Annotated in this window: 26 protein-coding genes; 18 read left to right on the top strand and 8 right to left on the bottom strand. The window is 70.9% G+C overall.

Features of this window, described 5'->3' with window-relative positions:
• Positions 1-219: 219 nt before the first annotated feature.
• Both AQI70_RS32165 and recD2 read right to left on the bottom strand, forming a co-directional pair.
• Entirely contained in the window at positions 220-1,509 is a 1,290-nt protein-coding gene (locus tag AQI70_RS32165) for a citrate synthase (protein ID WP_004001096.1), read from the bottom strand.
• Between the two features lie 265 nt (positions 1,510-1,774).
• A complete protein-coding gene (recD2, locus tag AQI70_RS32160; protein WP_062155974.1) occupies positions 1,775-4,036 on the bottom strand; it encodes an SF1B family DNA helicase RecD2 in 2,262 nt (753 codons plus the stop codon).
• A gap of 69 nt (positions 4,037-4,105) precedes the next feature.
• Here recD2 and AQI70_RS32155 point away from each other — a divergent pair, with 69 nt between their 5' ends.
• Positions 4,106-4,540, top strand: a complete 435-nt coding sequence (locus AQI70_RS32155; RefSeq protein ID WP_063801633.1) for a hypothetical protein — start codon at positions 4,106-4,108, stop codon at positions 4,538-4,540.
• On the opposite strand, the gene AQI70_RS32150 is transcribed toward AQI70_RS32155, so the two are convergent.
• The gene (locus tag AQI70_RS32150) at positions 4,509-4,874 is read right to left on the bottom strand and encodes a cupin domain-containing protein (RefSeq protein ID WP_037888683.1); all 366 of its coding nucleotides are present in this window, start codon (positions 4,872-4,874) and stop codon (positions 4,509-4,511) included. The genes AQI70_RS32155 and AQI70_RS32150 overlap by 32 nt on opposite strands.
• 223 nt (positions 4,875-5,097) lie before the next feature.
• Here AQI70_RS32150 and AQI70_RS32145 point away from each other — a divergent pair, with 223 nt between their 5' ends.
• The 16 genes from AQI70_RS32145 to AQI70_RS32070 all read left to right on the top strand — a co-directional run bounded on the left by AQI70_RS32145 (position 5,098) and on the right by AQI70_RS32070 (position 17,542).
• The gene (locus tag AQI70_RS32145) at positions 5,098-6,165 is read left to right on the top strand and encodes a LacI family DNA-binding transcriptional regulator (RefSeq protein WP_062155973.1); all 1,068 of its coding nucleotides are present in this window, start codon (positions 5,098-5,100) and stop codon (positions 6,163-6,165) included.
• Positions 6,162-7,706 (top strand): sugar ABC transporter ATP-binding protein, encoded by a 1,545-nt coding sequence (locus tag AQI70_RS32140; RefSeq protein WP_062155972.1) that lies wholly within the window; start codon positions 6,162-6,164, stop codon positions 7,704-7,706. Before AQI70_RS32145 ends, AQI70_RS32140 begins: the two co-directional genes overlap by 4 nt.
• Positions 7,696-9,651, top strand: a complete 1,956-nt coding sequence (locus AQI70_RS32135) for an ABC transporter permease/substrate-binding protein (RefSeq protein ID WP_062155971.1) — start codon at positions 7,696-7,698, stop codon at positions 9,649-9,651. Before AQI70_RS32140 ends, AQI70_RS32135 begins: the two co-directional genes overlap by 11 nt.
• A 115-nt stretch (positions 9,652-9,766) precedes the next feature.
• Positions 9,767-10,669, top strand: a complete 903-nt coding sequence (locus AQI70_RS32130; RefSeq protein WP_062156051.1) for a ribokinase — start codon at positions 9,767-9,769, stop codon at positions 10,667-10,669.
• On the top strand, positions 10,666-11,055 hold the full coding sequence (gene rbsD / locus AQI70_RS32125) for a D-ribose pyranase (RefSeq protein ID WP_062155970.1): 390 nt from the start codon (positions 10,666-10,668) through the stop codon (positions 11,053-11,055). Before AQI70_RS32130 ends, rbsD begins: the two co-directional genes overlap by 4 nt.
• 258 nt (positions 11,056-11,313) lie before the next feature.
• On the top strand, positions 11,314-11,700 hold the full coding sequence (locus tag AQI70_RS32120; protein ID WP_062155969.1) for a DUF937 domain-containing protein: 387 nt from the start codon (positions 11,314-11,316) through the stop codon (positions 11,698-11,700).
• A gap of 73 nt (positions 11,701-11,773) precedes the next feature.
• Complete coding sequence (locus tag AQI70_RS32115) at positions 11,774-12,106, top strand: gas vesicle protein GvpO (protein ID WP_107117122.1); 333 nt, start codon at positions 11,774-11,776, stop codon at positions 12,104-12,106.
• A gap of 51 nt (positions 12,107-12,157) precedes the next feature.
• Complete coding sequence (gvpJ, locus tag AQI70_RS32110; protein WP_107117121.1) at positions 12,158-12,625, top strand: gas vesicle protein GvpJ; 468 nt, start codon at positions 12,158-12,160, stop codon at positions 12,623-12,625.
• Between the two features lie 8 nt (positions 12,626-12,633).
• Entirely contained in the window at positions 12,634-13,347 is a 714-nt protein-coding gene (locus AQI70_RS32105) for a GvpL/GvpF family gas vesicle protein (RefSeq protein WP_063801631.1), read from the top strand.
• Positions 13,348-13,395: 48 nt separating this feature from the next.
• Positions 13,396-13,659 carry a gas vesicle protein GvpG gene (locus AQI70_RS32100; protein WP_062155966.1) on the top strand — a complete coding sequence of 88 codons (264 nt, stop codon included), beginning with the start codon at positions 13,396-13,398 and terminating at the stop codon, positions 13,657-13,659.
• Between the two features lie 26 nt (positions 13,660-13,685).
• A complete protein-coding gene (locus tag AQI70_RS32095) occupies positions 13,686-14,282 on the top strand; it encodes a hypothetical protein (protein ID WP_062155965.1) in 597 nt (198 codons plus the stop codon).
• On the top strand, positions 14,275-15,495 hold the full coding sequence (locus AQI70_RS32090) for an SRPBCC family protein (RefSeq protein WP_062155964.1): 1,221 nt from the start codon (positions 14,275-14,277) through the stop codon (positions 15,493-15,495). The genes AQI70_RS32095 and AQI70_RS32090 overlap by 8 nt, the downstream gene beginning before the upstream one ends.
• Positions 15,492-15,995, top strand: a complete 504-nt coding sequence (locus AQI70_RS32085; RefSeq protein ID WP_062155963.1) for a gas vesicle protein — start codon at positions 15,492-15,494, stop codon at positions 15,993-15,995. The genes AQI70_RS32090 and AQI70_RS32085 overlap by 4 nt, the downstream gene beginning before the upstream one ends.
• A complete protein-coding gene (locus AQI70_RS32080; protein ID WP_062155962.1) occupies positions 15,992-16,828 on the top strand; it encodes a GvpL/GvpF family gas vesicle protein in 837 nt (278 codons plus the stop codon). Before AQI70_RS32085 ends, AQI70_RS32080 begins: the two co-directional genes overlap by 4 nt.
• The gene (locus tag AQI70_RS32075; RefSeq protein ID WP_079051559.1) at positions 16,825-17,160 is read left to right on the top strand and encodes a gas vesicle protein; all 336 of its coding nucleotides are present in this window, start codon (positions 16,825-16,827) and stop codon (positions 17,158-17,160) included. Before AQI70_RS32080 ends, AQI70_RS32075 begins: the two co-directional genes overlap by 4 nt.
• The gene (locus AQI70_RS32070; protein WP_062155961.1) at positions 17,144-17,542 is read left to right on the top strand and encodes a gas vesicle protein K; all 399 of its coding nucleotides are present in this window, start codon (positions 17,144-17,146) and stop codon (positions 17,540-17,542) included. Before AQI70_RS32075 ends, AQI70_RS32070 begins: the two co-directional genes overlap by 17 nt.
• A gap of 29 nt (positions 17,543-17,571) precedes the next feature.
• On the opposite strand, the gene AQI70_RS32065 is transcribed toward AQI70_RS32070, so the two are convergent.
• The gene (locus tag AQI70_RS32065) at positions 17,572-18,996 is read right to left on the bottom strand and encodes a hypothetical protein (protein WP_244181919.1); all 1,425 of its coding nucleotides are present in this window, start codon (positions 18,994-18,996) and stop codon (positions 17,572-17,574) included.
• 50 nt (positions 18,997-19,046) lie between these two features.
• A complete protein-coding gene (locus tag AQI70_RS32060; protein WP_244181918.1) occupies positions 19,047-19,517 on the bottom strand; it encodes a GtrA family protein in 471 nt (156 codons plus the stop codon).
• Positions 19,518-19,624: 107 nt separating this feature from the next.
• Here AQI70_RS32060 and AQI70_RS32055 point away from each other — a divergent pair, with 107 nt between their 5' ends.
• Positions 19,625-20,596, top strand: coding sequence for a glycosyltransferase family 2 protein (locus AQI70_RS32055; protein ID WP_062155959.1), 972 nt, complete (start codon positions 19,625-19,627; stop codon positions 20,594-20,596).
• A gap of 84 nt (positions 20,597-20,680) precedes the next feature.
• Here AQI70_RS32055 and AQI70_RS32050 read toward each other — a convergent pair whose 3' ends face one another.
• Genes AQI70_RS32050 through AQI70_RS32040 form a run of 3 tightly spaced genes read right to left on the bottom strand, consistent with a single transcriptional unit; the run spans position 20,681 to position 23,816 of the window.
• On the bottom strand, positions 20,681-21,478 hold the full coding sequence (locus tag AQI70_RS32050; protein WP_062156048.1) for a sugar phosphate isomerase/epimerase family protein: 798 nt from the start codon (positions 21,476-21,478) through the stop codon (positions 20,681-20,683).
• 32 nt (positions 21,479-21,510) lie between these two features.
• A complete protein-coding gene (locus tag AQI70_RS32045) occupies positions 21,511-22,662 on the bottom strand; it encodes a dihydrodipicolinate synthase family protein (protein WP_062155958.1) in 1,152 nt (383 codons plus the stop codon).
• The gene (locus tag AQI70_RS32040) at positions 22,659-23,816 is read right to left on the bottom strand and encodes a Gfo/Idh/MocA family protein (protein ID WP_062155957.1); all 1,158 of its coding nucleotides are present in this window, start codon (positions 23,814-23,816) and stop codon (positions 22,659-22,661) included. The genes AQI70_RS32045 and AQI70_RS32040 overlap by 4 nt, the downstream gene beginning before the upstream one ends.
• Positions 23,817-23,867: the final 51 nt, after the last annotated feature.

The raw sequence follows: 23,867 nt of genomic DNA, 5'->3' as shown, positions 1-23,867 counted from the left end.
GTCGGCCCGTGGGGGGACCGACGCCGGGGCGCCTTCTGCTTTTCGTTTTCTGGAGCACACGCTCAGCTCTGGGCCGACGGCGCGGCCGCCCACTGAAGGGGCGCGGGGAACTGCGCGACCGACCACAACGGCCCGCAGTCGCTCCCCGCTCTTTCAGTGGCAAGCACTTGGGCCCCGTCGTAACAGGGCCTAGGCGAACGGCACCCCCACCGGCAGGTGTCAGCGCTCCTCGACCGGCACGAAGTCGCGCTCCACGACGCCCGTGTAGATCTGGCGCGGGCGGCCGATGCGGGAGCCCGGCTCCTTGATCATCTCGTGCCACTGGGCGATCCAGCCCGGCAGGCGGCCGAGGGCGAACAGGACCGTGAACATCTCGGTCGGGAAGCCCATGGCGCGGTAGATCAGGCCGGTGTAGAAGTCGACGTTCGGGTAGAGGCTGCGCGAGACGAAGTAGTCGTCGGAGAGCGCGTGCTCCTCCAGCTTCAGCGCGATGTCCAGCAGCTCGTCGGACTTGCCGAGGGCCGAGAGGACGTCGTGCGCGGCGGCCTTGATGATCTTGGCGCGCGGGTCGAAGTTCTTGTAGACCCGGTGGCCGAAGCCCATCAGACGGACGCCGTCCTCCTTGTTCTTCACCTTGCGGATGAAGGAGTCGACGTCGCCGCCCGCGTCGCGGATGCCTTCCAGCATCTCCAGCACGGACTGGTTGGCACCGCCGTGCAGCGGGCCCCACAGGGCGTTGATGCCGGCCGAGATCGACGCGAACATGTTGGCCTGGGAGGACCCCACCAGGCGGACCGTCGACGTCGAACAGTTCTGCTCGTGGTCCGCGTGCAGGATCAGGAGCTTGTCCAGCGCGGAGACGACGATCGGGTCGAGCTCGTACTCCTGCGCGGGCACCGAGAAGGTCATGCGCAGGAAGTTCTCGACGTAGCCGAGGTCGTTGCGCGGGTAGACGAACGGGTGGCCGATCGACTTCTTGTACGCGTACGCCGCGATCGTCGGAAGCTTGGCGAGCAGGCGGATCGTCGAGAGGTTGCGCTGCGTCTCGTCGAACGGGTTGTGGCTGTCCTGGTAGAAGGTGGACAGCGCGGAGACGACCGAGGACAGCATGGCCATCGGGTGGGCGTCGCGCGGAAAGCCCTTGTAGAAGTTCTTGACGTCCTCGTGCAGCAGGGTGTGCTGCGTGATGTCGTTCTTGAACGTCGAGAGCTCGTCGACGGTCGGCAGCTCACCGTTGATCAGCAGGTAGGCCACCTCCAGGAAGGTGGAGCGCTCGGCCAGCTGCTCGATCGGGTAGCCGCGGTACCGGAGGATGCCCGCCTCGCCGTCGAGGTAGGTGATGGCGGATTTATAGGCGGCGGTGTTGCCGTAACCGCTGTCCAGCGTCACCAGACCGGTCTGGGCGCGGAGTTTGCCGATGTCGAAGCCCTTGTCGCCGACGGTGCTGTCAATCACCGGGTAGGTGTACTCGCCGTCGCCGTACCGCAGTACTACAGAGTTGTCGCTCACGTCTTCCCTCACCGACGTTGTGCCTCATCTTCGAGGTTGCCCTGACTGTCTCTACCCTCCCCCATTTGGCTCAGGAGAGTGCACTCGGGGTCGACCATTGGGCCTATCGGCGGCACTCAGTGCCGCCAACCTGCCATCCTGCCCCCTGTTTTCCCCATCTGGAAGTGCTCTGTGACCTTCACGACTCGTTTGATCGATCATTTTTTTCGATGCCTCACGAAAGGCCAGGTCAGGAGGCGGGCCCAGTGCGAACCGGAAAGCGGTTTCAGGAGCCCGCCAGCCGGAAGTCGAGCGCGGTGCAGCGCCGCCCGGCCGACACGGTGCGCACCGCCTGGCCGATCGCCTTGCGTGAGCCCACGAGCACGACCAGTTGCTTGGCGCGGGTCACCGCCGTGTACAGCAGGTTCCGCTGGAGCATCATCCATGCTCCGGTGGTGACGGGGATCACCACAGCGGGATATTCACTGCCCTGTGAACGGTGGATGGTCACCGCGTACGCGTGGGCCAGTTCGTCCAGTTCGTCGAATTCGTACGGCACCTCCTCGTCCTCGTCCGTCAGCACCGTCAGGCGCTGGTCGACCGGGTCGAGCGAGGTCACCACGCCCACGGTGCCGTTGAAGACGCCGTTCTTCCCCTTCTCGTAATTGTTGCGAATCTGGGTGACCTTGTCGCCGACGCGGAAGACCCGGCCGCCGAACCGCTTCTCCGGCAGATCGGGCCGCCCGGGCGTGATGGCCTGCTGGAGCAGGCCGTTCAGGGTGCCCGCGCCGGCGGGGCCGCGGTGCATGGGGGCCAGGACCTGGACGTCCCGGCGCGGGTCGAGGCCGAACTTGGCCGGGATGCGGCGGGCCGCCACATCCACCGTGAGCCGCCCGGCCGCCTCCGTGTCGTCCTCGACGAAGAGGAAGAAGTCCTTCATGCCGTCCGTGACGGGGTGTTGCCCGGCGTTGATCCGGTGCGCGTTGGTCACCACGCCGGACTGCTGGGCCTGCCGGAAGACCCGGGTCAGCCGCACGGCCGGGATCGGACTGCCGTCCGCCAGAAGGTCCCTGAGCACCTCCCCCGCGCCGACGCTCGGCAGCTGGTCGACGTCCCCGACGAAGAGCAGATGGGCGCCCGGCGGTACGGCCTTCACCAGCTTGTTGGCGAGCAACAGGTCCAGCATGGACGCCTCGTCGACCACCACCAGGTCGGCCTGGAGCGGGCGGTCCTTGTCGTACGCCGCGTCGCCGCCGGGCTTGAGCTCCAGGAGGCGGTGAACGGTGGAGGCCTCGGCGCCGGTGAGCTCGGCGAGGCGCTTGGCGGCCCGGCCGGTGGGGGCGGCCAGCACGACCCTGGCCTTCTTGGCGCGGGCCAGCTCCACGATCGAGCGCACGGTGAAGGACTTGCCGCAGCCGGGACCCCCGGTGAGGACGGCGACCTTCTCCGTCAGCGCCAGCTTGACGGCGGCCTCCTGCTCGGGGGCGAGGTCCACGCCCGTACGGCCCTTGAGCCAGCCGAGGGCCTTGTCCCAGGCCACGTCGGCGAAGCCCGGCATCCGGTCCTCGTCGGTGCGCAGGAGGCGCAACAGCTGGGCGGAGAGGGAGAGTTCGGCGCGATGGAAGGGGACGAGGTAGACGGCGGTGACGGGATCGCCCGAGCCGCCGTCGGGACCGGGGACCTTCTCCCGTACGACACCGGGGTCGCCGCCGTCCTCCGGGACCTGCGCCAGCTCCGCGAGGCACTCGATGACGAGCCCGGTGTCGACCTGGAGGAGCTTCACCGCGTCCGCGATCAGCCGCTCCTCGGGGAGGTAGCAGTTGCCCTGGTCGGTGGCCTGCGACAGCGCGTACTGCAGGCCCGCCTTCACGCGCTCCGGGCTGTCGTGCGGGATGCCGACGGACTGGGCGATCTTGTCGGCGGTGAGGAAGCCGATGCCCCAGACGTCGGCCGCCAGCCGGTACGGCTGGTTCTTGACGACCGAGATCGAGGCGTCGCCGTACTTCTTGTAGATGCGCACCGCGATCGACGTCGACACCTCGACCGTCTGGAGGAAGAGCATGACCTCCTTGATCGCCTTCTGCTCCTCCCAGGCGTCGGCGATCTTCTTGGTGCGCTTGGGGCCGAGGCCGGGCACCTCGATGAGCCGCTTGGGCTCGTCCTCGATGATCTTCAGGGTGTCCAGGCCGAAGTGCTGGGTGATGCGGTCGGCGAAGACCGGGCCGATGCCCTTGACCAGGCCGGAGCCGAGGTAGCGGCGGATGCCCTGGACGGTCGCGGGCAGGACGGTGGTGTAGTTCTCCACCGTGAACTGCTTGCCGTACTGCGGGTGGGAGCCCCAGCGGCCCTCCATCCGCAGCGACTCGCCGACCTGGGCGCCCAGCAGCGCGCCGACGACCGTGAGGAGGTCGCCGCCGCCTCGGCCCGTGTCGACGCGGGCGACCGTGTAGCCGTTCTCCTCGTTGGCGTACGTGATGCGTTCGAGCACGCCTTCCAGCGTGGCCAGTCGTCGCTCGCCCGTCTGGGAGGCCCCCGCCTGATCGGTCATGATCCGACGGTACCGCCCGGCACCGACAAGCCCCCGGGTCTCTGTCGTCGGCGGGCGTAAGGTGGCCAGGTGTTCGATCGACTTGAGATCGGGGTGCTGCCTCCGGGGCCCCGGTGGGGTGCCCAGCTTCGGTTCTGGGTCAACGGCGAGGACGTGGTGGCGGCCGCGACCGGACCAGAGGGCCGCGGCGGGCCGCTCGTGGCGGACGTGCTGTCCGCCGGCGCTCCCAGCCCCCTGCGGGGGGCTGGCAGGGCCGTCCGTGTGGAGCTGGGCGAACCCGAGTGCACAGGTGGCTGCTGCGGCTTCCTGTCCGTGGTCGTACAGCGCGTCGGGGACACCGTGCAGTGGACGGACTGGCAGGTTCCGCACCGGGAGACCGCTCCGCCCGAGTTTCTCTTCGAAGCCCGCCAGTACGACGCCGAACTGGCGCGCGTGGAGAGGGCTCAGGGCGGGCGCAGCCACCCGTCGGCCGTCACCTCGCCTGCGCCGCCACGTGGTCGATGACCTTCTGGAAGTCCTCCGTCGGCGAGAACTCCACGAACTCGCAGTCCTCCAGGGCGACGGGCACATGGCCGGGCGCCCAGTAGTAGGCCTGTCCCGCCTCGTACGTGTGCTCGCCCTCGGCCGTGTGCATCACCAGCCGCCCTTTGAGCAGATAGCCCCAGTGCGGGCACTGGCACGCGTCGTCGGGCATGCCCTTCAGGGCCGGGCCCATGTCCGTGCCCTGCGGCAGGCGTATGTAACCGACCGACATCCCGCCGCCGATGGGCTTGATGCGCAACTCCACGCCGTCGCCTTCCATCGCGACAGGGACGTCATTCCGAGCCGCCGCCGTCATGGCTCCTCCGCTCCGGCCCGCAAGGGCCCCGAGGAAACGACCCCCCGCACTTCCAGACTGGACCGCCCCGGGCCGCCCCGCGACATCACGATCCGGTCTCGGGATGTGGTTGAGGGCTTGATTAACGGCCGTGTAATCGATTCCAATCCTCCGTACACGTCGATGTAATCGATTCCACGAGCATCGGTCCCCCCTGCACGATCCACGAGGAGGTGGAGCGGCGATGGCGAGCATCAAGGACGTCGCTGCCGAGGCGGGCGTCTCCGTCGCCACGGTCTCACGCGTCCTGAACGACCATCCGTCGGTCAGCGCCGAGGCACGCACGCGCGTGCTGGCCGCCGTCGAGACCCTGGGCTACCGCCCGAACGCCGTCGCCCGCTCCCTGCGCACCGACCAGACCCACACCCTCGGCCTGGTCATCAGCGACGTGCTGAACCCCTACTTCACCGAGCTGGCCCGCTCGGTCGAGGAGGAGGCCCGCGCGCTCGGCTACAGCGTCATCATCGGCAACGCCGACGAGCGGCCCGACCTCCAGGACCACCACGTACGGAATCTGCTGGACCGCCGTATCGACGGCCTGCTGGTCTCCCCCACCGACGGCGGCTCGCCGCTGATGCTGGACGCCGCGCGCGCGGGAACGCCGATGGTCTTCGTGGACCGGTGGATCCCGGGCGTGGAGGTGCCGGTGGTGCGGGCGGACGGTCGGGGCGCCGTACGGGATCTCGTGGCGCATCTGCACGGGCTGGGGCATCGCAGGCTCGCCATCATCGCGGGCCCCGCGGCCACCACGACCGGACGGGAGCGTGTCGAGGCCTTCCGGGAGGCGCTCGGCGCGTACGGCCTCGAACTCCCCGACGCCTACATAGGGCAGGGCGACTTCCAGGCCGACAGTGGGCGCCGGGTCACCGAGGGCTTCCTCGACCTGCCCGAGCCGCCCGAGGTGGTCTTCGCGGCCGACAACCTGATGGCGCTCGGCGCGCTGGACGCCGTACGCGCGCGTGGGCTGCGCGTGCCGGACGACCTCGCGCTGGCCGCGTTCGACGACATCCGGTGGTTCGTGCACACCGATCCGCCGATCACCGCGATCGCCCAGCCCACGGGCGAGCTGGGCCGGGCCGCCGTACGGGCCCTGGTGGACCGTATCGAGGGACGGCCCGGCGAGTCCGTCACCCTCCCCGCACGTCTCGTCGTACGCCGCTCGTGCGGCGAGCCGGTACCGGCTTCCCCGGAGCCGGACCCTGCACAGGCCCCCGCTGTGCAGCCCCCCGTAACGAACAGGAGCCATTCGTGAGCAACCAGGACGAGTTGCTGCGCATCGAGGGCATACGGAAGACCTTCCCGGGCGTGGTCGCGCTGGACGGCGTCGACTTCGATCTGCGCCGGGGCGAGGTGCATGTGCTGCTCGGTGAGAACGGCGCGGGCAAGAGCACCCTCATCAAGATGCTCTCCGGTGCCTACACGCCCGACGCCGGGCGGATCCTGGTCGGCGGCGAGGAGACGCGCATCCAGGGTGCGCAGGACTCCGAGCGCCTCGGGATCGCCACCATCTACCAGGAGTTCAACCTCGTCCCCGATCTGACGGTCGCCGAGAACATCTTCCTGGGGCGCCAGCCGCGCCGCTTCGGGATGATCGACCGGAAGCGGATGGAGGCGGACGCCGAGGTCCTGCTGAAGCGCGTCGGCGTCCAGGTGTCCCCACGCGCGCGTGTCCGTGAACTCGGCATCGCGCGCCTGCAGATGGTGGAGATCGCGAAGGCGCTCAGCCTGAACGCGCGCGTGCTGATCATGGACGAGCCGACGGCCGTGCTCACCTCCGAGGAGGTCGACAAGCTCTTCGCGATCGTGCGCAAGCTGCGCGAGGACGGCGTCGGGATCGTCTTCATCACGCATCACCTGGAGGAGATCGCCGCCCTCGGGGACCGGGTCACGGTCATCCGGGACGGAAAGAGCGTCGGGCAGGTCCCCGCCTCCACGCCCGAGGACGAGCTCGTGCGGCTCATGGTGGGGCGCTCCATCGAGCAGCAGTACCCGCGCGAACGGGCCGATCGCGGTGCCGCGTTGCTGTCCGTCGAGGGCCTGACCCGGGACGGTGTCTTCCACGACGTCAGCTTCGAGGTGCACGCCGGTGAGGTGGTCGGCATCGCGGGGCTGGTCGGCGCCGGGCGTACGGAGGTCGTGCGGGCGGTCTTCGGGGCCGATCCGTACGACAAGGGCAGCGTGAAGGTCGCCGGCAGCTCGGTCGCCAGGTACGACGTCAACGCGGCGATGACCGCGGGCATCGGCCTGATCCCCGAGGACCGCAAGGGCCAGGGCCTAGCGCTGGACGCATCGGTGGAGGAGAACCTCGGGCTGGTGACGCTGCGGTCGGCCACGCGCGCGGGGCTCGTCGATCTGAAGGGACAGCGTGAGGCCGCCGCGCGGATCGCCGGGCAGCTCGGCGTGCGGATGGCGGGCCTCGGGCAGCACGTGCGCACGCTCTCCGGCGGCAACCAGCAGAAGGTCGTCATCGGCAAGTGGCTGCTCGCCGACACCAAGGTCCTGATTCTCGACGAGCCCACACGCGGCATCGATGTCGGCGCCAAGGTCGAGATCTACCAGCTGATCAACGAACTCACCGCTCAGGGCGCCGCCGTGCTCATGATCTCCAGCGATCTGCCGGAGGTCCTCGGCATGAGCGACCGGGTCCTGGTGATGGCCCAGGGCCGGATCGCGGGTGAACTCGCGGCCGACGAGGCGACGCAGGACGCCGTGATGGCACTCGCCGTCAGCACCCCCACCACCGGAACCACGACCGAAACCACGACCGAAGTGGAGGCCACCCGTGGCCACTGACACGCTCAAGAGCTCGACGGGCGCGGGTGGCGCCTCGGGCGGCCTGCGCCGCCTCCTGCTCGACAACGGCGCGCTCACCGCGCTGATCGTCCTCGTCATCGCGATGTCGGCGCTGTCCGGCGACTTCCTGACGGCCGACAACCTCCTCAACGTCGGCGTCCAGGCGGCCGTGACCGCCATCCTCGCCTTCGGCGTCACCTTCGTCATCGTCTCGGCGGGCATCGACCTGTCGGTCGGCTCGGTCGCCGCCCTGTCGGCCACCGTCCTCGCCTGGAGCGCCACTTCGGAGGGCGTGCCGGTCTTCCTCGCCGTACTGCTCGCCATCGCCACCGGCATAGCGTGCGGCCTGGTCAACGGCTTTCTGATCTCGTACGGCAAACTGCCGCCGTTCATCGCGACGCTCGCCATGCTGTCGGTGGGCCGCGGCCTGTCCCTGGTCATCTCGCAGGGCTCCCCCATCGCCTTCCCGGACTCGGTCTCGCAGCTCGGTGACGCGCTCGGCGGGTGGCTGCCGGTGCCGGTGCTGGTGATGGTCGTCATGGGGCTCATCACGGCGTTCGTGCTGGGCCGGACGTACATCGGCCGCTCCATGTACGCCATCGGCGGCAACGAGGAGGCGGCCCGCCTCTCCGGCCTCCGGGTGAAGAGGCAGAAGCTCGCCATCTACGCACTGTCGGGCCTGTTCGCGGCGGCCGCGGGCATCGTGCTCGCCGCCCGCCTGTCCTCCGCGCAGCCGCAGGCCGCGCAGGGCTACGAGCTCGACGCCATCGCGGCGGTCGTCATCGGCGGCGCCTCGCTCGCGGGCGGCACCGGCAAGGCGTCCGGCACGCTGATCGGCGCGCTGATCCTGGCGGTGCTCAGGAACGGCCTCAACCTCCTGTCCGTCTCCGCCTTCTGGCAGCAGGTCGTGATCGGCGTCGTCATCGCGCTGGCGGTGCTGCTGGACACGGTGCGCCGCAAGGCGGGGGCCACTGCGGCGCCGGCGGGTGCCGGTGCGCCGGGCAACCGGGGCAGGCAGGCGGCGACGTACGTCCTCGCGGCCGTGGTCGCGGCGGCGATCGTGGGTGCCACGTCCTTCCTGCACGGCGGCTCGTCGTCGGCGACGACGCAGAAGGTCGGTCTGTCGCTGTCGACCCTCAACAACCCGTTCTTCGTGCAGATCCGGGCCGGCGCGGAGGCGGAGGCGAAGAAGCTGGGCGTCGACCTGACGGTCACCGACGCGCAGAACGACGCCTCCCAGCAGGCCAACCAGCTGCAGAACTTCACGTCCGAGGGCGTCGGTTCGATCATCGTCAACCCGGTCGACTCGGACGCGGCGGGCCCGTCGGTGCGGGCCGCGAACAAGGCCGACATCCCCGTCGTGGGCGTCGACCGGGGCGTGAACGAGGCCGACACGGCGGCTCTGGTCGCCTCCGACAACGTCGAGGGCGGCAAGCTGGGCGCCCAGGCGCTCGCCGAGAAGCTGGGCGGCAAGGGCACCATCGTGATCCTGCAGGGCCAGGCCGGCACGTCCGCCAGCCGGGAGCGCGGCGCGGGCTTCGCCGAGGGCCTCAAGGCCTACCCGGGCATCAAGGTCGTCGCCAAGCAGCCGGCCGACTTCGACCGCACCAAGGGCCTCGACGTCATGACCAACCTCCTGCAGGCCCACCCGGACATCGACGGCGTCTTCGCCGAGAACGACGAGATGGCGCTGGGCGCGATCAAGGCGCTCGGCGCCAAGGCCGGAAAGTCCGTCCAGGTCGTCGGCTTCGACGGCACCCCGGACGGTCTGAAGGCGGTCGAGGCGGGCACGCTGTACGCGTCCGTCGCGCAGCAGCCCAAGGAGCTCGGCAAGATCGCGGTCGACAACGCGGTGCGCGCGGCCGAGGGCAAGAAGACCGAGGAGATGGTGAAGGTGCCGGTGAAGGTGGTCACGAAGGAGAACGTGGCCGGCTTCGGCGGCTGAGATCGGCGAACGGCGGACGGGCGGGCGGTCGTTGCAGGAGCATGGGGCCGCCCGCCGCCCGCCGCCCATCATCACGGGGAACGTCACCACGGGGATCTATCAGGGGAGCAACCTCATGTACGACTACGACCTCCTGGTCGTAGGGTCGGCCAACGCCGACCTGGTGATCGGTGTCGAGCGCCGGCCGGGTGCCGGCGAGACCGTGCTCGGCTCCGATCTGGCCGTCCACCCGGGCGGCAAGGGCGCGAACCAGGCGGTCGCCGCCGCCCGGCTCGGAGCCCGTACGGCCCTGCTGGCCCGGGTCGGCGACGACGCCCACGGCCGGCTGCTGCTCGACTCGCAGCGGGCGGCCGGCGTCGACACGGTGGGCGTCCTGGTGGGCGGCGCGCCGACCGGCGTCGCGCTGATCACGGTGGACCCGTCGGGGGACAACAGCATCGTGGTCTCGCCGGGGGCCAATGGACGGCTCACTCCACAGGACGTACGGGCCGCCGCGAGCCTCTTCCAGGCGTCGCGGGTGGTGTCGGCCCAGCTGGAGATCCCGCTGGAGACGGTCGTGGAGGTCGTCCGCAGCCTGGCGGGCGGCAGCCGCTTCGTCCTGAACCCCTCCCCGCCCCGCCCGCTGCCGGGCGAGGTGCTGGCGGCCTGCGACCCGCTGATCGTGAACGAGCACGAGGCCAGGGTGATCCTCGGCGAGTCCGCGGTGGGCGACAGCCCCGAGGACTGGGCGCGGGTCCTGCTGGCCAAGGGCCCGCGCTCGGTGGTCGTGACCCTGGGTGCTCAGGGGGCGCTGGTGGCCTCGGCGGAGGGCATGGCCCGGGTTTCGTCCGTGAAGGTGGCGGCGGTCGACACCACGGGTGCGGGCGACGCGTTCACCGCCGCACTGGCCTGGAAGCTCGGCACCGGCTCATCCCTGGCCGACGCGGCGGCGTACGCGGCCCGGGTCGGGGCGGCGGCCGTCACGAAGGAGGGCGCGCAGGAGTCCTTCCCGACGGCGGCGGAGGTCGAGGAGCTGTGAAGAAGGCGGGAATCCTGAACCGTCATCTCTCCGGCGCGCTCGCCGAGCTGGGCCACGGTGACGGGGTGCTGGTGTGCGACGCGGGCATGCCGATACCCGACGGGCCGCGGGTGGTGGACCTGGCGTTCCGGGCCGGGGTGCCGTCGTTCGCCGAGGTGCTGGACGGACTGCTGGCGGAGCTGGTGGTGGAGGGCGCGACGGCGGCGCGGGAGGTGCGCGCGGCCAATCCGGCGGCGGCCGCGCTGCTGGACGACCGCTTCCCCGAGCTGGGCCTCGTCTCCCACGACGAGCTGAAGGCCCGGTCGGCAGGCGCGCGTCTGGTCGTACGGACCGGGGAGGCACGGCCGTACGCGAATGTGCTGCTGCGCTGCGGAGTGTTCTTCTGACCGCAAGGTCTGACCGCAAGATCTGACGGCATGTTCTGACCGCATGTTTCGAGGGGCCCGGTCCGTCGACCGGGCCCCTCGCGTTTCCCCTCCCATCAGAACCCCCGCGATCCCCCCAGATCCCCCTCCAAGAGTCCTGATGCCAAGTACGACCCACCGGGTGCGGGAAGGGTTGCACGGTCTCCGCGGATTTTTTTCGGCTCTTCGCGGCGGGCGTTCGGCGTGCCGGGGAATCGGGGCGGACGTAGCGTTTCAGACATGTCAGAGGTAGACGAGAACCCCCTCACGTCCCTCCAGGACGATGTGCTGGACGAGCTCGGCGATGACCGGATCGGTGACATCGCGGGGCTGCTGGGCACGGACGAGGCAGGTGCCCGGCAGATGGTCGGTACGACGGTGGCGGCGCTGTCCGGCGAGGCGGAGGCCGTCGCCACTCCGCACGACGCCCCGCTCACGGGCGTGGCCACGCTGGGCGGCTTCGCGACGGGCGGCCTCATGGCCGGGCTGCTGGCCGAGGAGGCCAGGCCGGTCGCGGACGCGGTGGCCCGCAAGACGGGGCTGCCGCCGGGTGCCGTGTCCCGGGTGGTGGAGATGGTGATCCCGGTGGTGCTGGCGGTGCTCACGAAACGGGCGGCCCGGAAATAGCGGTCCGTCGCGCCCGGTGCGGTGGCGGGAGCTGTGCGAGAGGTCGATGATTGAGGGAAGAACAAGAAGGTGAATGATCACGAGCGATCGTGAGCCGCGCAAGGCACATCCCTCAGAACGGCAGACGCCCGCCGGGTCGCGGGTGTCCGCCACGGATGCGCTGCGGTCCGCGATCGAGCAGCTCAGTGAGCTGCTGGGGAGGGCTCCGGAGTCGGTTTCCTCACTGAGGCCGACGGATCAGGGCTGGGAAGCCGAGGTCGAAGTCGTGGAGCTGGAACGCATTCCCGAGACGACCAGCGTGATGGCCAGCTACCAGGTGGTTCTGGACCCGGAGGGGAAGCTGCTGGCGTACGAGCGCGGGCGTCGTTACACGCGCGCGCAGGTGGACAGGAGGGACGGCCGGTAGGCCGGCTCACCTTTCGCCGGGCCGGGATGTCGGGCCGGAAGGGAAGTCACCGTGACTGTGGTGCCACAGGGCAACGGTGGTGTTGGTGGTGTCCCCGCGCCCGCGGGCGGTTCGGGGAATCTTTACGACGTGCTGGAGCTCGTCCTCGACCGGGGCCTGGTCATCGACGCGTTCGCGCGGGTGTCCCTGGTGGGCATCGAGCTGGTGAAGATCGACGCGCGGGTGGTCGTGGCCAGCGTGGACACGTATCTGCGCTTCGCCGAGGCGGCCAACCGGCTGGATCTGGAGTCGGGCCGCAAGGCGCCCGCACAGCTGTCCGACATCGTCGAGGGATCCGTCGAGAGCGGCGCCAAGGGCAAGAGCAAAGGGGCGCTGACCGGCGCGGTCGAGGCGGTCACCGAGTCGTTCAAGGGACGCCGCGGCGAGGAGGACGACGAGCGTGAGCGCACGCGCGAGAAACGGCGCGAGCGCACAGAACACGGCTCGGAACGCCGCTCCGCACGGGACCGGGAGGAGTGAGCGAGCCGATGTCCGTGTATGTGTACGCGATCACCAAGGACTCGCATCCACTGGACTTGGGCGGCACCAAGGGCGTGGGCGAGCCGCCGGGCGAGGTGCGCGTGGTGCGCGGCGACTCCCTGTGCGCCGTCGTCAGCGAGGCCCCCGACGATCTCTCGGTGGCCCGCCGGGACCTGGAGGCCCACCACCAGGTCCAGGAGCGGTTGTGGGCCGAGGGCCCCACGCTGCCGATCGGCTTCGGGTTCGTCGCCGCCGACGAGGACGCCGTGCGCGCTGTCCTGGCGGAGCGGGCCCAGCTGTTCGCGCAGCGCCTGGACGAGCTGGCCGGGCGGGCCGAGTTCAACGTCAAGGGAGTCCTCGACGAGGAGGCGGCGGTGCGGGCCGTCCTGGAGCAGAACACGCAGGCCCGTGAGCTGAACGAGCGGACCCGTGAGGGCGTCGGGACGTACGAGGACCGGCTGGCGCTGGGGCAGCTGATCTCCCAGGAGGTGCAGGGCCGCCAGGAGGCGCTGGCCGCGGAGGTCCTCACCGCGCTGCGGCCGCTCGCCGTGGCCGAGAAGGTCGCGCCGCCGTCGCACCAGTACTTCGTGAGCGCCTCGTTCCTCGTGGACGAGGACCGGTCCGAGGAGTTCGGCCGGACCGGGCAGGAGCTGGCCGAAGGCTACGGCGAGGGCGTGGAGTTGCGGCTGCGGGGGCCCCTGCCGCCGTACAGCTTCGCCTGAACGGGGCCGGGACGGGCCGGGGCCGCCCGGCGAGCGTGAGGAGGTGCTGTGGGACTTGTCACCGGGATTCTGACGCTGCCGTTCGCTCCCGTCCGGGGCATCGGCTGGGTGCTCGACAAGGTCGTCCGGACCGCCGAGGAGGAGTTCTACGATCCCGCTCCCGTGCAGGAGGCGCTCGTGAACCTGGAGCGGGCGCGGGACGAGGGCCGCGTCGACGACGAGGAGTTCGCGCGGCAGGAGGAGTCGCTGCTGCACCGACTTGAGGAGATCAGGGCCTACCAGCTGCGCCGGGGCGGACAGCGTGGGCTGTGAGGCGTGAGGGAGGAAGAAGACAGGTCATGAACAACGCCAAGATCGGCGCGGCCCTGCTGGGCGGCTATGTACTGGGCCGGACGAAGAAGGCGAAGGCCGCCATCGGCCTCGGCGCGCTGCTGGCCGGATCACGGATCAAGCCCGGGCAGGTCGGCAAGACCCTCCAGCAGTCCCCGTTCGTGCACACCCTCACCGACCAGGTGCGTACCGAACTGGCGGACGCGGGGAAGGCCGCGGCGACCTCCGTCCTGACGGCGAAGGCCGACAGCCTGGCCGACGCCCTGCACGAACGCACCGCCGGACTGCGCGAGAAGGCGCACGGACGGCCCGAGCGGGACACGGGGCGGAGCGAGGAGTCGGAGGACGAGCCCGAAGAGGAGGAGGTGACGGACGAGGACGTGACGGACGAGGAGCAGCCGGACAAGGGTGAGAAGGACAAGGCTGAGACGGACGAGGACGAGGAGCCCCGGGAGGAAGCGCCCCGGAGGGCTGGGCGTGCCCGGGCGCGGGGCGGCAGGTCCGGGCCGGACGAGGAGCAGCCCCGCAAGAGGAAGACCTCCACCTCACAGAGCCGGTCGCGCGGCACCGGCGCCACGCGGTCGAGGAGGCAGGACGATGGCTGAGCGCAAAGCGGCGGGACACGGCTCGGGCGGCGCCGGGACGCTGGCGAAGGCCGGTGAGCGGGTGCCGGGCGCGGACCGGCTGAAGGAGGAGCTGGAGAGCTATGTCCAGGCCCGGCTCCAGCTGATGCTGGAGGGCATGGGCCACCGGATGGGCGAGGGCGCGCGCCGGCTGGCCGAGACCCGCCTCGGTCCGCGCGGGCTGGCCACCGCCGTGGCCCGGCGCGGCAAGAGGCTCGGTCAGCACCTGCCGTCCGGGGCGGAGGCGCTGACCTCGACGGCCTCGCACGCGAAGGAGACCGCCTCGCACACCAAGGACCGGGTGCTGAGCGCCAAGGACACGGTCCTGGACAAGGCCAGGGACGTCGCCGCGAAACGGCCGGGGCAGGGCCACGACGAAGGCCGCGACGAGAGCCACGCCAAGAGCTCCGACCTGCGCCCGGACAGCCTGGGCAAGGGGCTGACCATCATCGAGGACATCGACGTCGGCGTGCCCGTGCGCGAGGCGTACGACCAGTGGACGCAGTTCCAGGACTTCGACCGGTTCGCCAAGGGCGTGGTCGGCATCGAGCAGGAGGACGACACCACCACCAAGTGGCATGTGAAGATCGCCAAGGCGAAGCGGCGCTGGCGGGGCATCATCACCGAGCAGGTGCCCGACGAGCGGATCGCCTGGACGTCCGAGGGCGACCACGCCACCACCAGGGGCGTCGTGACCTTCCATCCGCTCGCGGAGAACCTCACCAAAGTGCTGCTCGTCCTGCGGTACTTCCCGAAGGGGCCGGTCGAGCGGGTCGGCAGCCTGGTGCGGGCCCAGGGCCGCCGCGCCCGGCTCGACCTGAAGAACTTCCGCACCTTCGTGATGATGCGCGGCGAGGCCACCGGGGGCTGGCGCGGGGAGATCCGCGAGGGCGAGGTGGTCCGCACACCGGAGGAGGCCGAGAAGGCGGAGAAGGCCGAGAAGGCCCGGGCCGAGCACGAAGAGGAGGAGGACGAGGGGCGGCAGGAGCGGTACGACGAGGACGAGGGGCCCGAGGAGCAGTACGACGACGAGGACGAGGAGCCCGAGGAGCGGTACGAGGACGAAGGGCCCGAGGAGCGCTACGACGAGGAGGAGGACGACGACGAGGACGACTGGGCGGGCGAGGACGAGGACCGAGGGCCTGACGACCGCTACGACGACACCGAGGAGGAACCGAGGTCGAGTTCGCCGTGACCGAGCCCGTCCCCACCGGCTCCACGCCGTCACGGTCGCTGTATCCGTACGGCGAGCAGTCCGGCGCGAACCTCGCCGACATCCTTGAACGCGTGCTCGACAAGGGCATCGTCATCGTCGGCGACATCAAGATCAATCTGCTCGACATCGAACTGCTCACCATCAAACTCCGTCTCCTGGTGGCCTCGGTCGACAAGGCGAAGGAGATCGGCATCGACTGGTGGGAGCACGACCCCGCCCTGTCCTCGCGCGCCGATCACCGCCACTCCCTGGAGGAGCAGAACGAACGGCTGCGCGCCGAGGTGAGGGAGCTGCGCCGGCGGGTCGAGCAGGCCGAGAAGGTCGAGCGGGGCGAACGGACGGCGTCCGCGGGCGAGCTGCCCGCACGCGGCTCGGGCACGCGCCGCCGGTCGCCCGAGACGGAGCGCGAGCCCGGCGCGGAGCCGCGGCGTCCCCGGCGCAAGAGGGACGACGCCGAGGACCGGGGCCGAGAGCCATGAACGCGCGGCGGTTGAGCTACGCGTACGCAGTCGTCAGGTCGTCCGACGCGGTGACACAGGCGGCGCGGGAGGCACTGGCCGACATCCGCGGTGTGGCGGGAGCACCCGTCACCCTCGTCCGCTCGGGCCCGGTGGCCGCCGCGGTCAGCGCGGTGCCCGGGGAGGAGTTCTCGGAGGCCGCCCTGAGAGCGCGGCTGGAGGACCTCGCCTGGCTGGAGTCGACGGCCCGGGCCCATCACCTCGTCATCGAGACGCTGGCCGCCCGCACCACCGTCCTGCCCCTGCGGCTGGCCACCGTGTACCTCGACGAGAGCCGGGTGGAGCGGATGCTGGGCGAGCGGCAGGAGGCCTTCGCCGCGCTGCTGGACCGGTTCGACGACCACGTGGAGTGGGGCGTGAAGGTCTACGCCGAGCTCCCGACCGTATCCGAGCCCTCACCCGCACCCGCACCCACGCCCTCACCCGCAGCGCACGCCGCCTCCCCCGCCGAACCGGACCCCGGACGCGCGTATCTGCGCCGCCGCAGGCAGCACCACCAGGCCCGCGAGGACACCCGGCGGGCCGCGGAGGAGGCCGTGCGGCGCACGGAGGAACGGGCGCGCGGACTGGCGGTGGAGCGCGCCCGGCACCGCCCCCAGCAGGGCACCCTGGCCCGCGTCCCCGGCGAGAACGTCGCCAACGACGCCTACCTCGTACCGCGCGCCCTGGCCGAGGAGTTCCGCGCCCGCATGCTGCACGCCGCGGACGACCTGCCCGGCGTACGGGTGGAGGTCACCGGCCCCTGGGCGCCGTACTCCTTCACCGCACCCCCGGAAGGGGCGCGACCACGGTGACCGCATACGACGCGTACGGCGCGTACGACGACGACCGCCCCCTCAGCGGGACCCAGGTCGCGCTGGTCGACCTGCTCGACCGGCTGCTGAGCGGCGGCGTGGTGCTCACCGGCGATCTCGTCCTGTCGGTCGCCGACATCGACCTGGTGCGGATCTCGCTGCGCGCGGTGGTGGTCGCCATCCGCGAGCAGATGGAGGAGCAGTGGGCACCCATCCTGCCGGAGCGAACGCCCACGGGGCCGGACCGAACGCCCACGGGGCCGGACCGGACACCCACAGGACCGCACCAAACACCCACGGGATACGGCGGCTACGGTGACGACCCCGGCTGACCGCCCACCCCCCGACCGGCTGCGGGAGGTCGCCCAGGCCGCACACCGCGCGTTCTCCCTGCTGCCCGCCCGGCCCGACGACATGGCCCCGCCGGCCCCCGGGCGGGCCGCCGCACGCCGGCTGCGCACCGACCCCGACACCGTGGAGCGGGATCTGGTCCGGCTGGTCCTCACCGTCGTCGAGCTGCTGCGCCAGCTGATGGAACGGCAGGCCCTGCACCGTGTCGACCAGGGCGATCTGACCGAGGAGCAGGAGGAACGGCTCGGGCTGACCCTGATGATCCTGCACGACCGCATGGCCGAGCTGTGCGACCGCTACGGGCTCACCCTGGAGGACCTCAACCTGGACCTGGGGCCGCTGGGGACGCTGCTGCCGCCGTGATGCCGGGCGGACGTCGTCCGTGACCGCCGTCAGACGAGGGGCGCGTCGGTGGCCGAACCGGATGTGGCCTCGTACGGCCGGTGGCCGGTGGTGAGACGGCCGCTCGTGGTGGCGGCGCTGCCCGGTGGCCGGGGCGTGCCGCGGCCCAGCCAGGACAGGAGGAGGCCGAGCGTGCCGGCGAGGGCCGGCCAGTAGAGGTAGCGGAAGTCCGTCGTCGGCATGATCGGCAGGTAACCGAGCACGTAGGCCACCGAACTGACCCCCAGTGCGCGCACGGGCAGGGAAAAGCTCCCCCGGCCGGGCCGCACGGCGAGAAGGAGCCCGACGGTGAGCCAGAACCACCCTGCGAAGAGGAACGGCAGATCGTGGACCGCGCCCTTGACGTATGTGCCGAGGGCGGCCTCCAGTCGGGGGTGCGAGGTCCGGAGGCCGAGGGTGTTGGTGATGATCCCGCTCTGGTACTGGTAGCTGCCCTTGAACAACAGCCCCGAGAACAGCTGCAGTCGGTACTGCGCGTAGCCGGACAGGTGGTCCGGCATCTCACGGGCCCACAGGGAGGTGAGCTGGTCCGCGTAGGCGTTCAGGTCGTTGGCGCCGCGGTCCCAGCAGGTGAAGTACGAGTTCGACAGGGACCCGGTGCGCCGGCACTCCCGCGCCGCGGTGGCGAGGCGGTCGCGAAGCTCCGGTGACACGGGCGCCGACCGCAGTTCACGCTCGCTCACGACGTGGAGGAGGTCGTCCAGCACGATCTGCGCGTGTTGGCTCGTCGGTACCGGTCGCGCCAGGGAGGAGATGGCGACGCCGGGGACGAGGAGGGCGACGACGAGGGCGGCCGTGGAGACGAGCCAGATCCGGCGTCCGGGCCTGGGCCACAGCGCGAGGACGAGCATCACGAAGACCGGGACCGCCGCGAAGACCGCGTTCTTGCGGACCAGGATGGCGTAGCCGAGGAAGAGCAGACCGAGCCCCAGGAGGGCCCACCGCAGGGCGGAGCGGCCGGTTCCCAGGCGTCGGCCGATCAGCGCGAGCGCGGTGGTGGCGAGGAGGGCGAACGCCATGTGGACGTCCTTCCACACCACTCCCACGAACGTCAGGACGTGCGGGGCCAGTCCCAGACCGAGGACGGCGAGGGACCCGGCGCGGCTGGCGGTCCGTTCCCAGACGCACCAGGCGATCACCCAGAGCGCCGCCCACAGCACGGCGGCCTGCAGGACGGCCATCGTCGCGGGGGTGCCGGTCGCGGCGAGGAGGGCACGCCATACGAGGCTCATGACGGGCGGGTGCCAGTCGGTCAGCGGTTCCTCGCCCCTGGCCTGCTTGAGCTGGGTGACCGAGTCGGCGCTCAGGTACCCGGGGGAGAAGACGACGGTGGTGGCCAGGCAGCAGGCGGCGGCCATGGCGGCCAGTCCCCAGATCCAGCCCGACTCTCCCCGAAACCACCGGAAATCTCTCATATGCCGGGATGCTAACAGCGTGGCACGGCGAGCCGGCGCCCCTCGCCGGGTCAGGACGGGACGAAGACGTAGCGCCGGTAGGTGAAGAAGCGGAAGAGCGTGGCGACGGCCCAGCCGGAGATGCGGGCCGCGTTGTCACTGAGGGCCGAGTCGAGTCCGAACAGATGCCGCGACAGGAAGACACTGCCCGCCGTGATGGCCATGCCGATGACATTGACGAAGGCGAACAGGGCCAGCTCCCGGACCGCCTCCTTGCGATGCCGACGGCGGTAGACCCAGTAGCGGTTTCCCACCCAGCTGAAGCCCATGGCGAAACCCGTGGCGACGACGGACGCCTGGACGGGCGTCGAGTGCATCGGCCCGACGCCCGCACCGGGGAGGCCGAAGACCAGCAGGGTGTAGCCGCCGTTGTCCAGCACGAAGGCGAGTGCGCCGACGACTCCGAACCTGGCGGCCTCGCGCCAGACACCCCTGACGGCCTCCCGCATACGCAGCGTCAGATGCGCGATGAGGAACGACACGACGCAGAGAGTACCGGTCCGGCACGCCTTCACCGCATATGAGATGTGTGTCGCATCATGTAGTCATATGTTCCGCTTGGGACGAGTTCACCGGCTGAGGAGAGGCTGTGGAACCGACGATCGCCTGCGTCGTGCCGTGTCACAACGAGGAAGCAGCGGTCGGCAAGGTGGTGCGCGATCTGAGGTCGGCGCTCCCGGAGGCCGACATCTACGTCTACGACAACGCGTCGACCGACCGCACGGTGGAGGTCGCCCGCGAGGCGGGCGCCATCATCCGGCAGGAGCCCCACAAGGGAAAGGGCAACGTGATCCGGCGCGCCTTCGCCGATGTCGACGCCGATGCCCTGCTCATCATCGACGGTGACGACACCTACGACGCGTCCCGGGCGCGGGACATGGTGGACCTGCTGTTCGAGGGCCCCTACGACCAGGTCGTCGGCGCCCGCCACGAAACGGCCGACGGCGCCTACCGGGCCGGGCACGCCGTCGGCAACAAGGTGCTCAGCGGGGCCGTACGGTGCCTCTTCGGCAAGGAGGTGACCGACATGCTGAGCGGTTACCGCGTGTTCTCCCGGCGCTTCGTCAAATCCTTCCCGGCACTCTCCCGTCAGTTCGAGACCGAGACCGAGATGACGGTCCACGCGCTCAACCTGCGGCTCCCCACCGCGGAGATCCCGGTCGCCTACCGAACCCGGCCGGCCGGAAGCCAGAGCAAACTGCGCACCTACCGCGACGGCTGGCGCATCCTCGGAGTCATCCTCGATCTCGCGCGCCGCGAACGCCCTTCACTCGTGCACACCGTGGTGGCGGGCCTGCTCGCCGTCATCGCTCTCGTGCTCGGGGTCCCCGTCATCGTCGAGTTCGTCCGGACGGGCACCGTCCCGCGCTTCCCCACGGCGATCCTCGCGGCGGCGATCATGACCATCGCGGCCCTGGTGCTCCTCGTGGGCTATCTCCTCGAATCACTCATGCACATGCGCCAGGAACAGTCCCGGCTCGTCCACCTCACCTACCCGCCGCCGCTGCGCTCCCCGCGCCGCGCCGTCTCCGGGACCGCCGACTCCCTGACGACTCCCTGAGCGGGGTCCCGGCTCCGGCTCGTTCCGCAGAAAGAACCCGACAGAAAGAACCCGACCCGGGACCCGTCACCGCCTGGGTGGCCGTCAGGCCGCGTGCTCCACGAACCGCCGCGCGGTCTCGGCCAGCACCTCCCGACCGTCCCGAGCCCACAACTGCGCGTTGAACAGCTCGACTTCGATGGCCCCGGTGTATCCGGCCGCCTCCACGTAGCCCTTCCACTCCCGCATGTCGATCGCCCCGTCCCCGATCTGCCCGCGCCCCGTGAGCACGCCCTCCGGCAACGGCGTCGTCCAGTCGGCGAGCTGGAAGGTGTGGATACGGCCGCCCGCACCCGCCCGGGCGATCTGCTCCGGCGCGGTGTCGTCCCACCAGATGTGGTACGTGTCCACCGTGACGCCGACCTGCTGGGCCGGGAAGCGCTCCGCGAGGTCCAGGGCCTGGCCGAGGGTCGACACCACACAGCGGTCGGAGGCGTACATCGGGTGCAGCGGCTCGATGGCCAGCTTCACTCCGCGCTCCTCGGCGTAGGGGCCCAGCTCGCCCAGCGCGTCGGCGATCCGCTCCCGCGCCCCGTGCAGGTCCTTCGAGCCGGCCGGCAGCCCGCCCGACACCAGCACCAGCACGTCCGTGCCCAGCGTCGCCGCCTCGTCGACCGCCCGGCGGTTGTCGTCCAGCGCCTGCGCCCGCTCCTTCGGGTCGATCGCGGTGAAGAAGCCGCCGCGGCACAGGGTGGTCACGGTCAGGCCGGCGTCGCGGACCAGCTTGGCCGTCGCCTCCAGGCCGTGGGACTGGACGGGCTCGCGCCACAGGCCGACGTTGGTGATGCCCAACTGGCCGCAGGCGTCCGCCAGTTCCGGCAGCGACAGCTGCTTGACCGTCATCTGGTTGATGGAGAAGCGTTCGAGTCCGGTGCTCACTGGGCCACTCCGTACAGGGCGAGCAGGTTCTTCATCCGCTCCTCGGCCAGCTTCGGGTCCGGGAACAGGCCGAGCCCGTCGGCGAGTTCGTAGGCGCGGGCGAAGTGGGGCAGGGAGCGGGCCGACTGCAGGCCGCCGACCATGGTGAAGTGCGACTGGTGGCCGGCCAGCCAGGCCAGGAAGACCACGCCCGTCTTGTAGAAGCGGGTCGGCGCCTGGAAGAGGTGGCGGGACAGCTCGACCGTGGGATCGAGCAGGTCACGGAAGCCGGGCACGTTCCCCGTGTCCAGCACCCGCACCGCCTCCGCCGCCAGCGGGCCCAGCGGGTCGAAGATGCCGAGCAGGGCGTGGCTGAAGCCCTGCTCGTCGCCCGCGATCAGCTCGGGGTAGTTGAAGTCGTCACCCGTGTAGCAGCGCACGCCCTGCGGCAGGCGGCGGCGCAGGTCGATCTCGCGCTGGGCGTCCAGCAGCGACACCTTGATGCCGTCGACCTTGTCCGGGTGGGCCGCGATCACCTCCAGGAAGGTGTCCGTGGCCGCGTCCAGGTCGCTCGACCCCCAGTAGCCCTCCAGCGCCGGGTCGAACATGGGGCCCAGCCAGTGCAGGATCACCGGCTCGGCGGCCTGGCGCAGGAGGTGGCCGTAGACCTCCAGGTAGTCCTCGGGGCCCTTGGCCGCGGCGGCCAGGGCGCGCGAGGCCATCAGGATCGCCTGCGCCCCGCTCTCCTCGACGACGGCGAGCTGCTCCTCGTAGGCCGCGCGGACCTCGGCGAGCAAACCGGCGGTGATCTGGTCGGTGCCCACACCGCAGGCGATACGGCCGCCGACCGATTCGGCCTCGGCGGCGGACCGGCGGATCAGCTCCGCCGCGCCCGCCCAGTCCAGGCCCATCCCGCGCTGGGCGGTGTCCATGGCCTCCGCGACGCCGAGCCCGTGGGACCACAGGTGACGGCGGAAGGCGAGGGTGGCGTCCCAGTCGACGGCGGCGGGCGAGTCGGGCGACACATCGGCGTACGGGTCGGCGACGACATGCGCCGCCGAGAAGACCGTACGGGAGGTCAGGGGCGCGCCCGGGGTGAGGGCGAGGGGCTCCTGGCGAGGCTCGTACGCCCGCAGGCCGCCCTTGAAGTCGGGCAGTCGGATCGTCACAGGGAGATCTCCGGAACGTCGAGACGGCGGCCCTCCGCCGAGGACTTCAGGCCCAGCTCGGCGAGCTGGACACCGCGGGCGCCGGCGAGGAGGTCCCAGTGGTAGGGGGCGTCGGCGTAGACGTGCTTGAGGAACAGCTCCCACTGGGCCTTGAAGCCGTTGTCGAACTCGTCGTTGTCCGGGACCTCCTGCCACTGGTCGCGGAAGGAGTAGGTGGCCGGGATGTCCGGGTTCCAGACCGGCTTGGGGGTGAGGGAGCGGTGCTGGACGCGGCAGTTGCGCAGACCGGCGACGGCGGAGCCCTCCGTGCCGTCGACCTGGAACTCGACCAGCTCGTCCCGGTTGACGCGCACGGCCCACGACGAGTTGATCTGGGCGATGGCGCCGCCGTCGAGCTCGAAGATGCCGTAGGCGGCGTCGTCGGCGGTGGCGTCGTAGGGCTTGCCGTTCTCGTCCCAGCGCTGCGGGATGTGGGTGGTGGCGATGGCCTGGACGGACTTCACGCGGCCGAACAGCTCGTGCAGCACGTACTCCCAGTGCGGGAACATGTCGACAACGATGCCACCGCCGTCCTCGGCCCGGTAGTTCCAGGACGGGCGCTGCGCGGCCTGCCAGTCGCCCTCGAAGACCCAGTAGCCGAACTCGCCGCGGATCGACAGGATGCGGCCGAAGAAGCCGCCGTCGATGAGCCGCTTCAGCTTGAGCAGCCCGGGGAGGAAGAGCTTGTCCTGGACGACGCCGTGCTTGATGCCGGCCTCGTTCGCCAGGCGGGCGAGCTCCAGTGCGCCCTCCAGGCCCGTGGCCGTCGGCTTCTCGGTGTAGATGTGCTTGCCCGCGGCGATCGCCTTCTTGATCGCCTCCTCGCGGGCGGAGGTGACCTGGGCGTCGAAGTAGATGTCCACGGTCGGGTCGGCGAGGACCGCGTCGACGTCGGTCGAGATGTTCTCCGGGGCCAGGCCGTGCTGCTCGGCGAGCGCCTTCAGGGCGTGCTCGCGGCGGCCGACCAGGACCGGCTCCGGCCACAGCACGGTGCCGTCGCCGAGGTCGAGGCCGCCCTGCTCACGGAGGGCCAGGATGGAGCGGACCAGGTGCTGGCGATAGCCCATGCGCCCGGTGACACCGTTCATGGCGATACGCACCGTCTTGCGTGTCACGTCGTTCCTTTCGTACGCGGGGTCTGCGCCGCGTACGCCCTGTCTTTCACT

This window comes from Streptomyces curacoi, assembly GCF_001513975.1.
In the GTDB taxonomy this organism is placed as follows: domain Bacteria; phylum Actinomycetota; class Actinomycetes; order Streptomycetales; family Streptomycetaceae; genus Streptomyces; species Streptomyces curacoi.
This window is presented reverse-complemented; position numbering and strand designations above follow the sequence as displayed.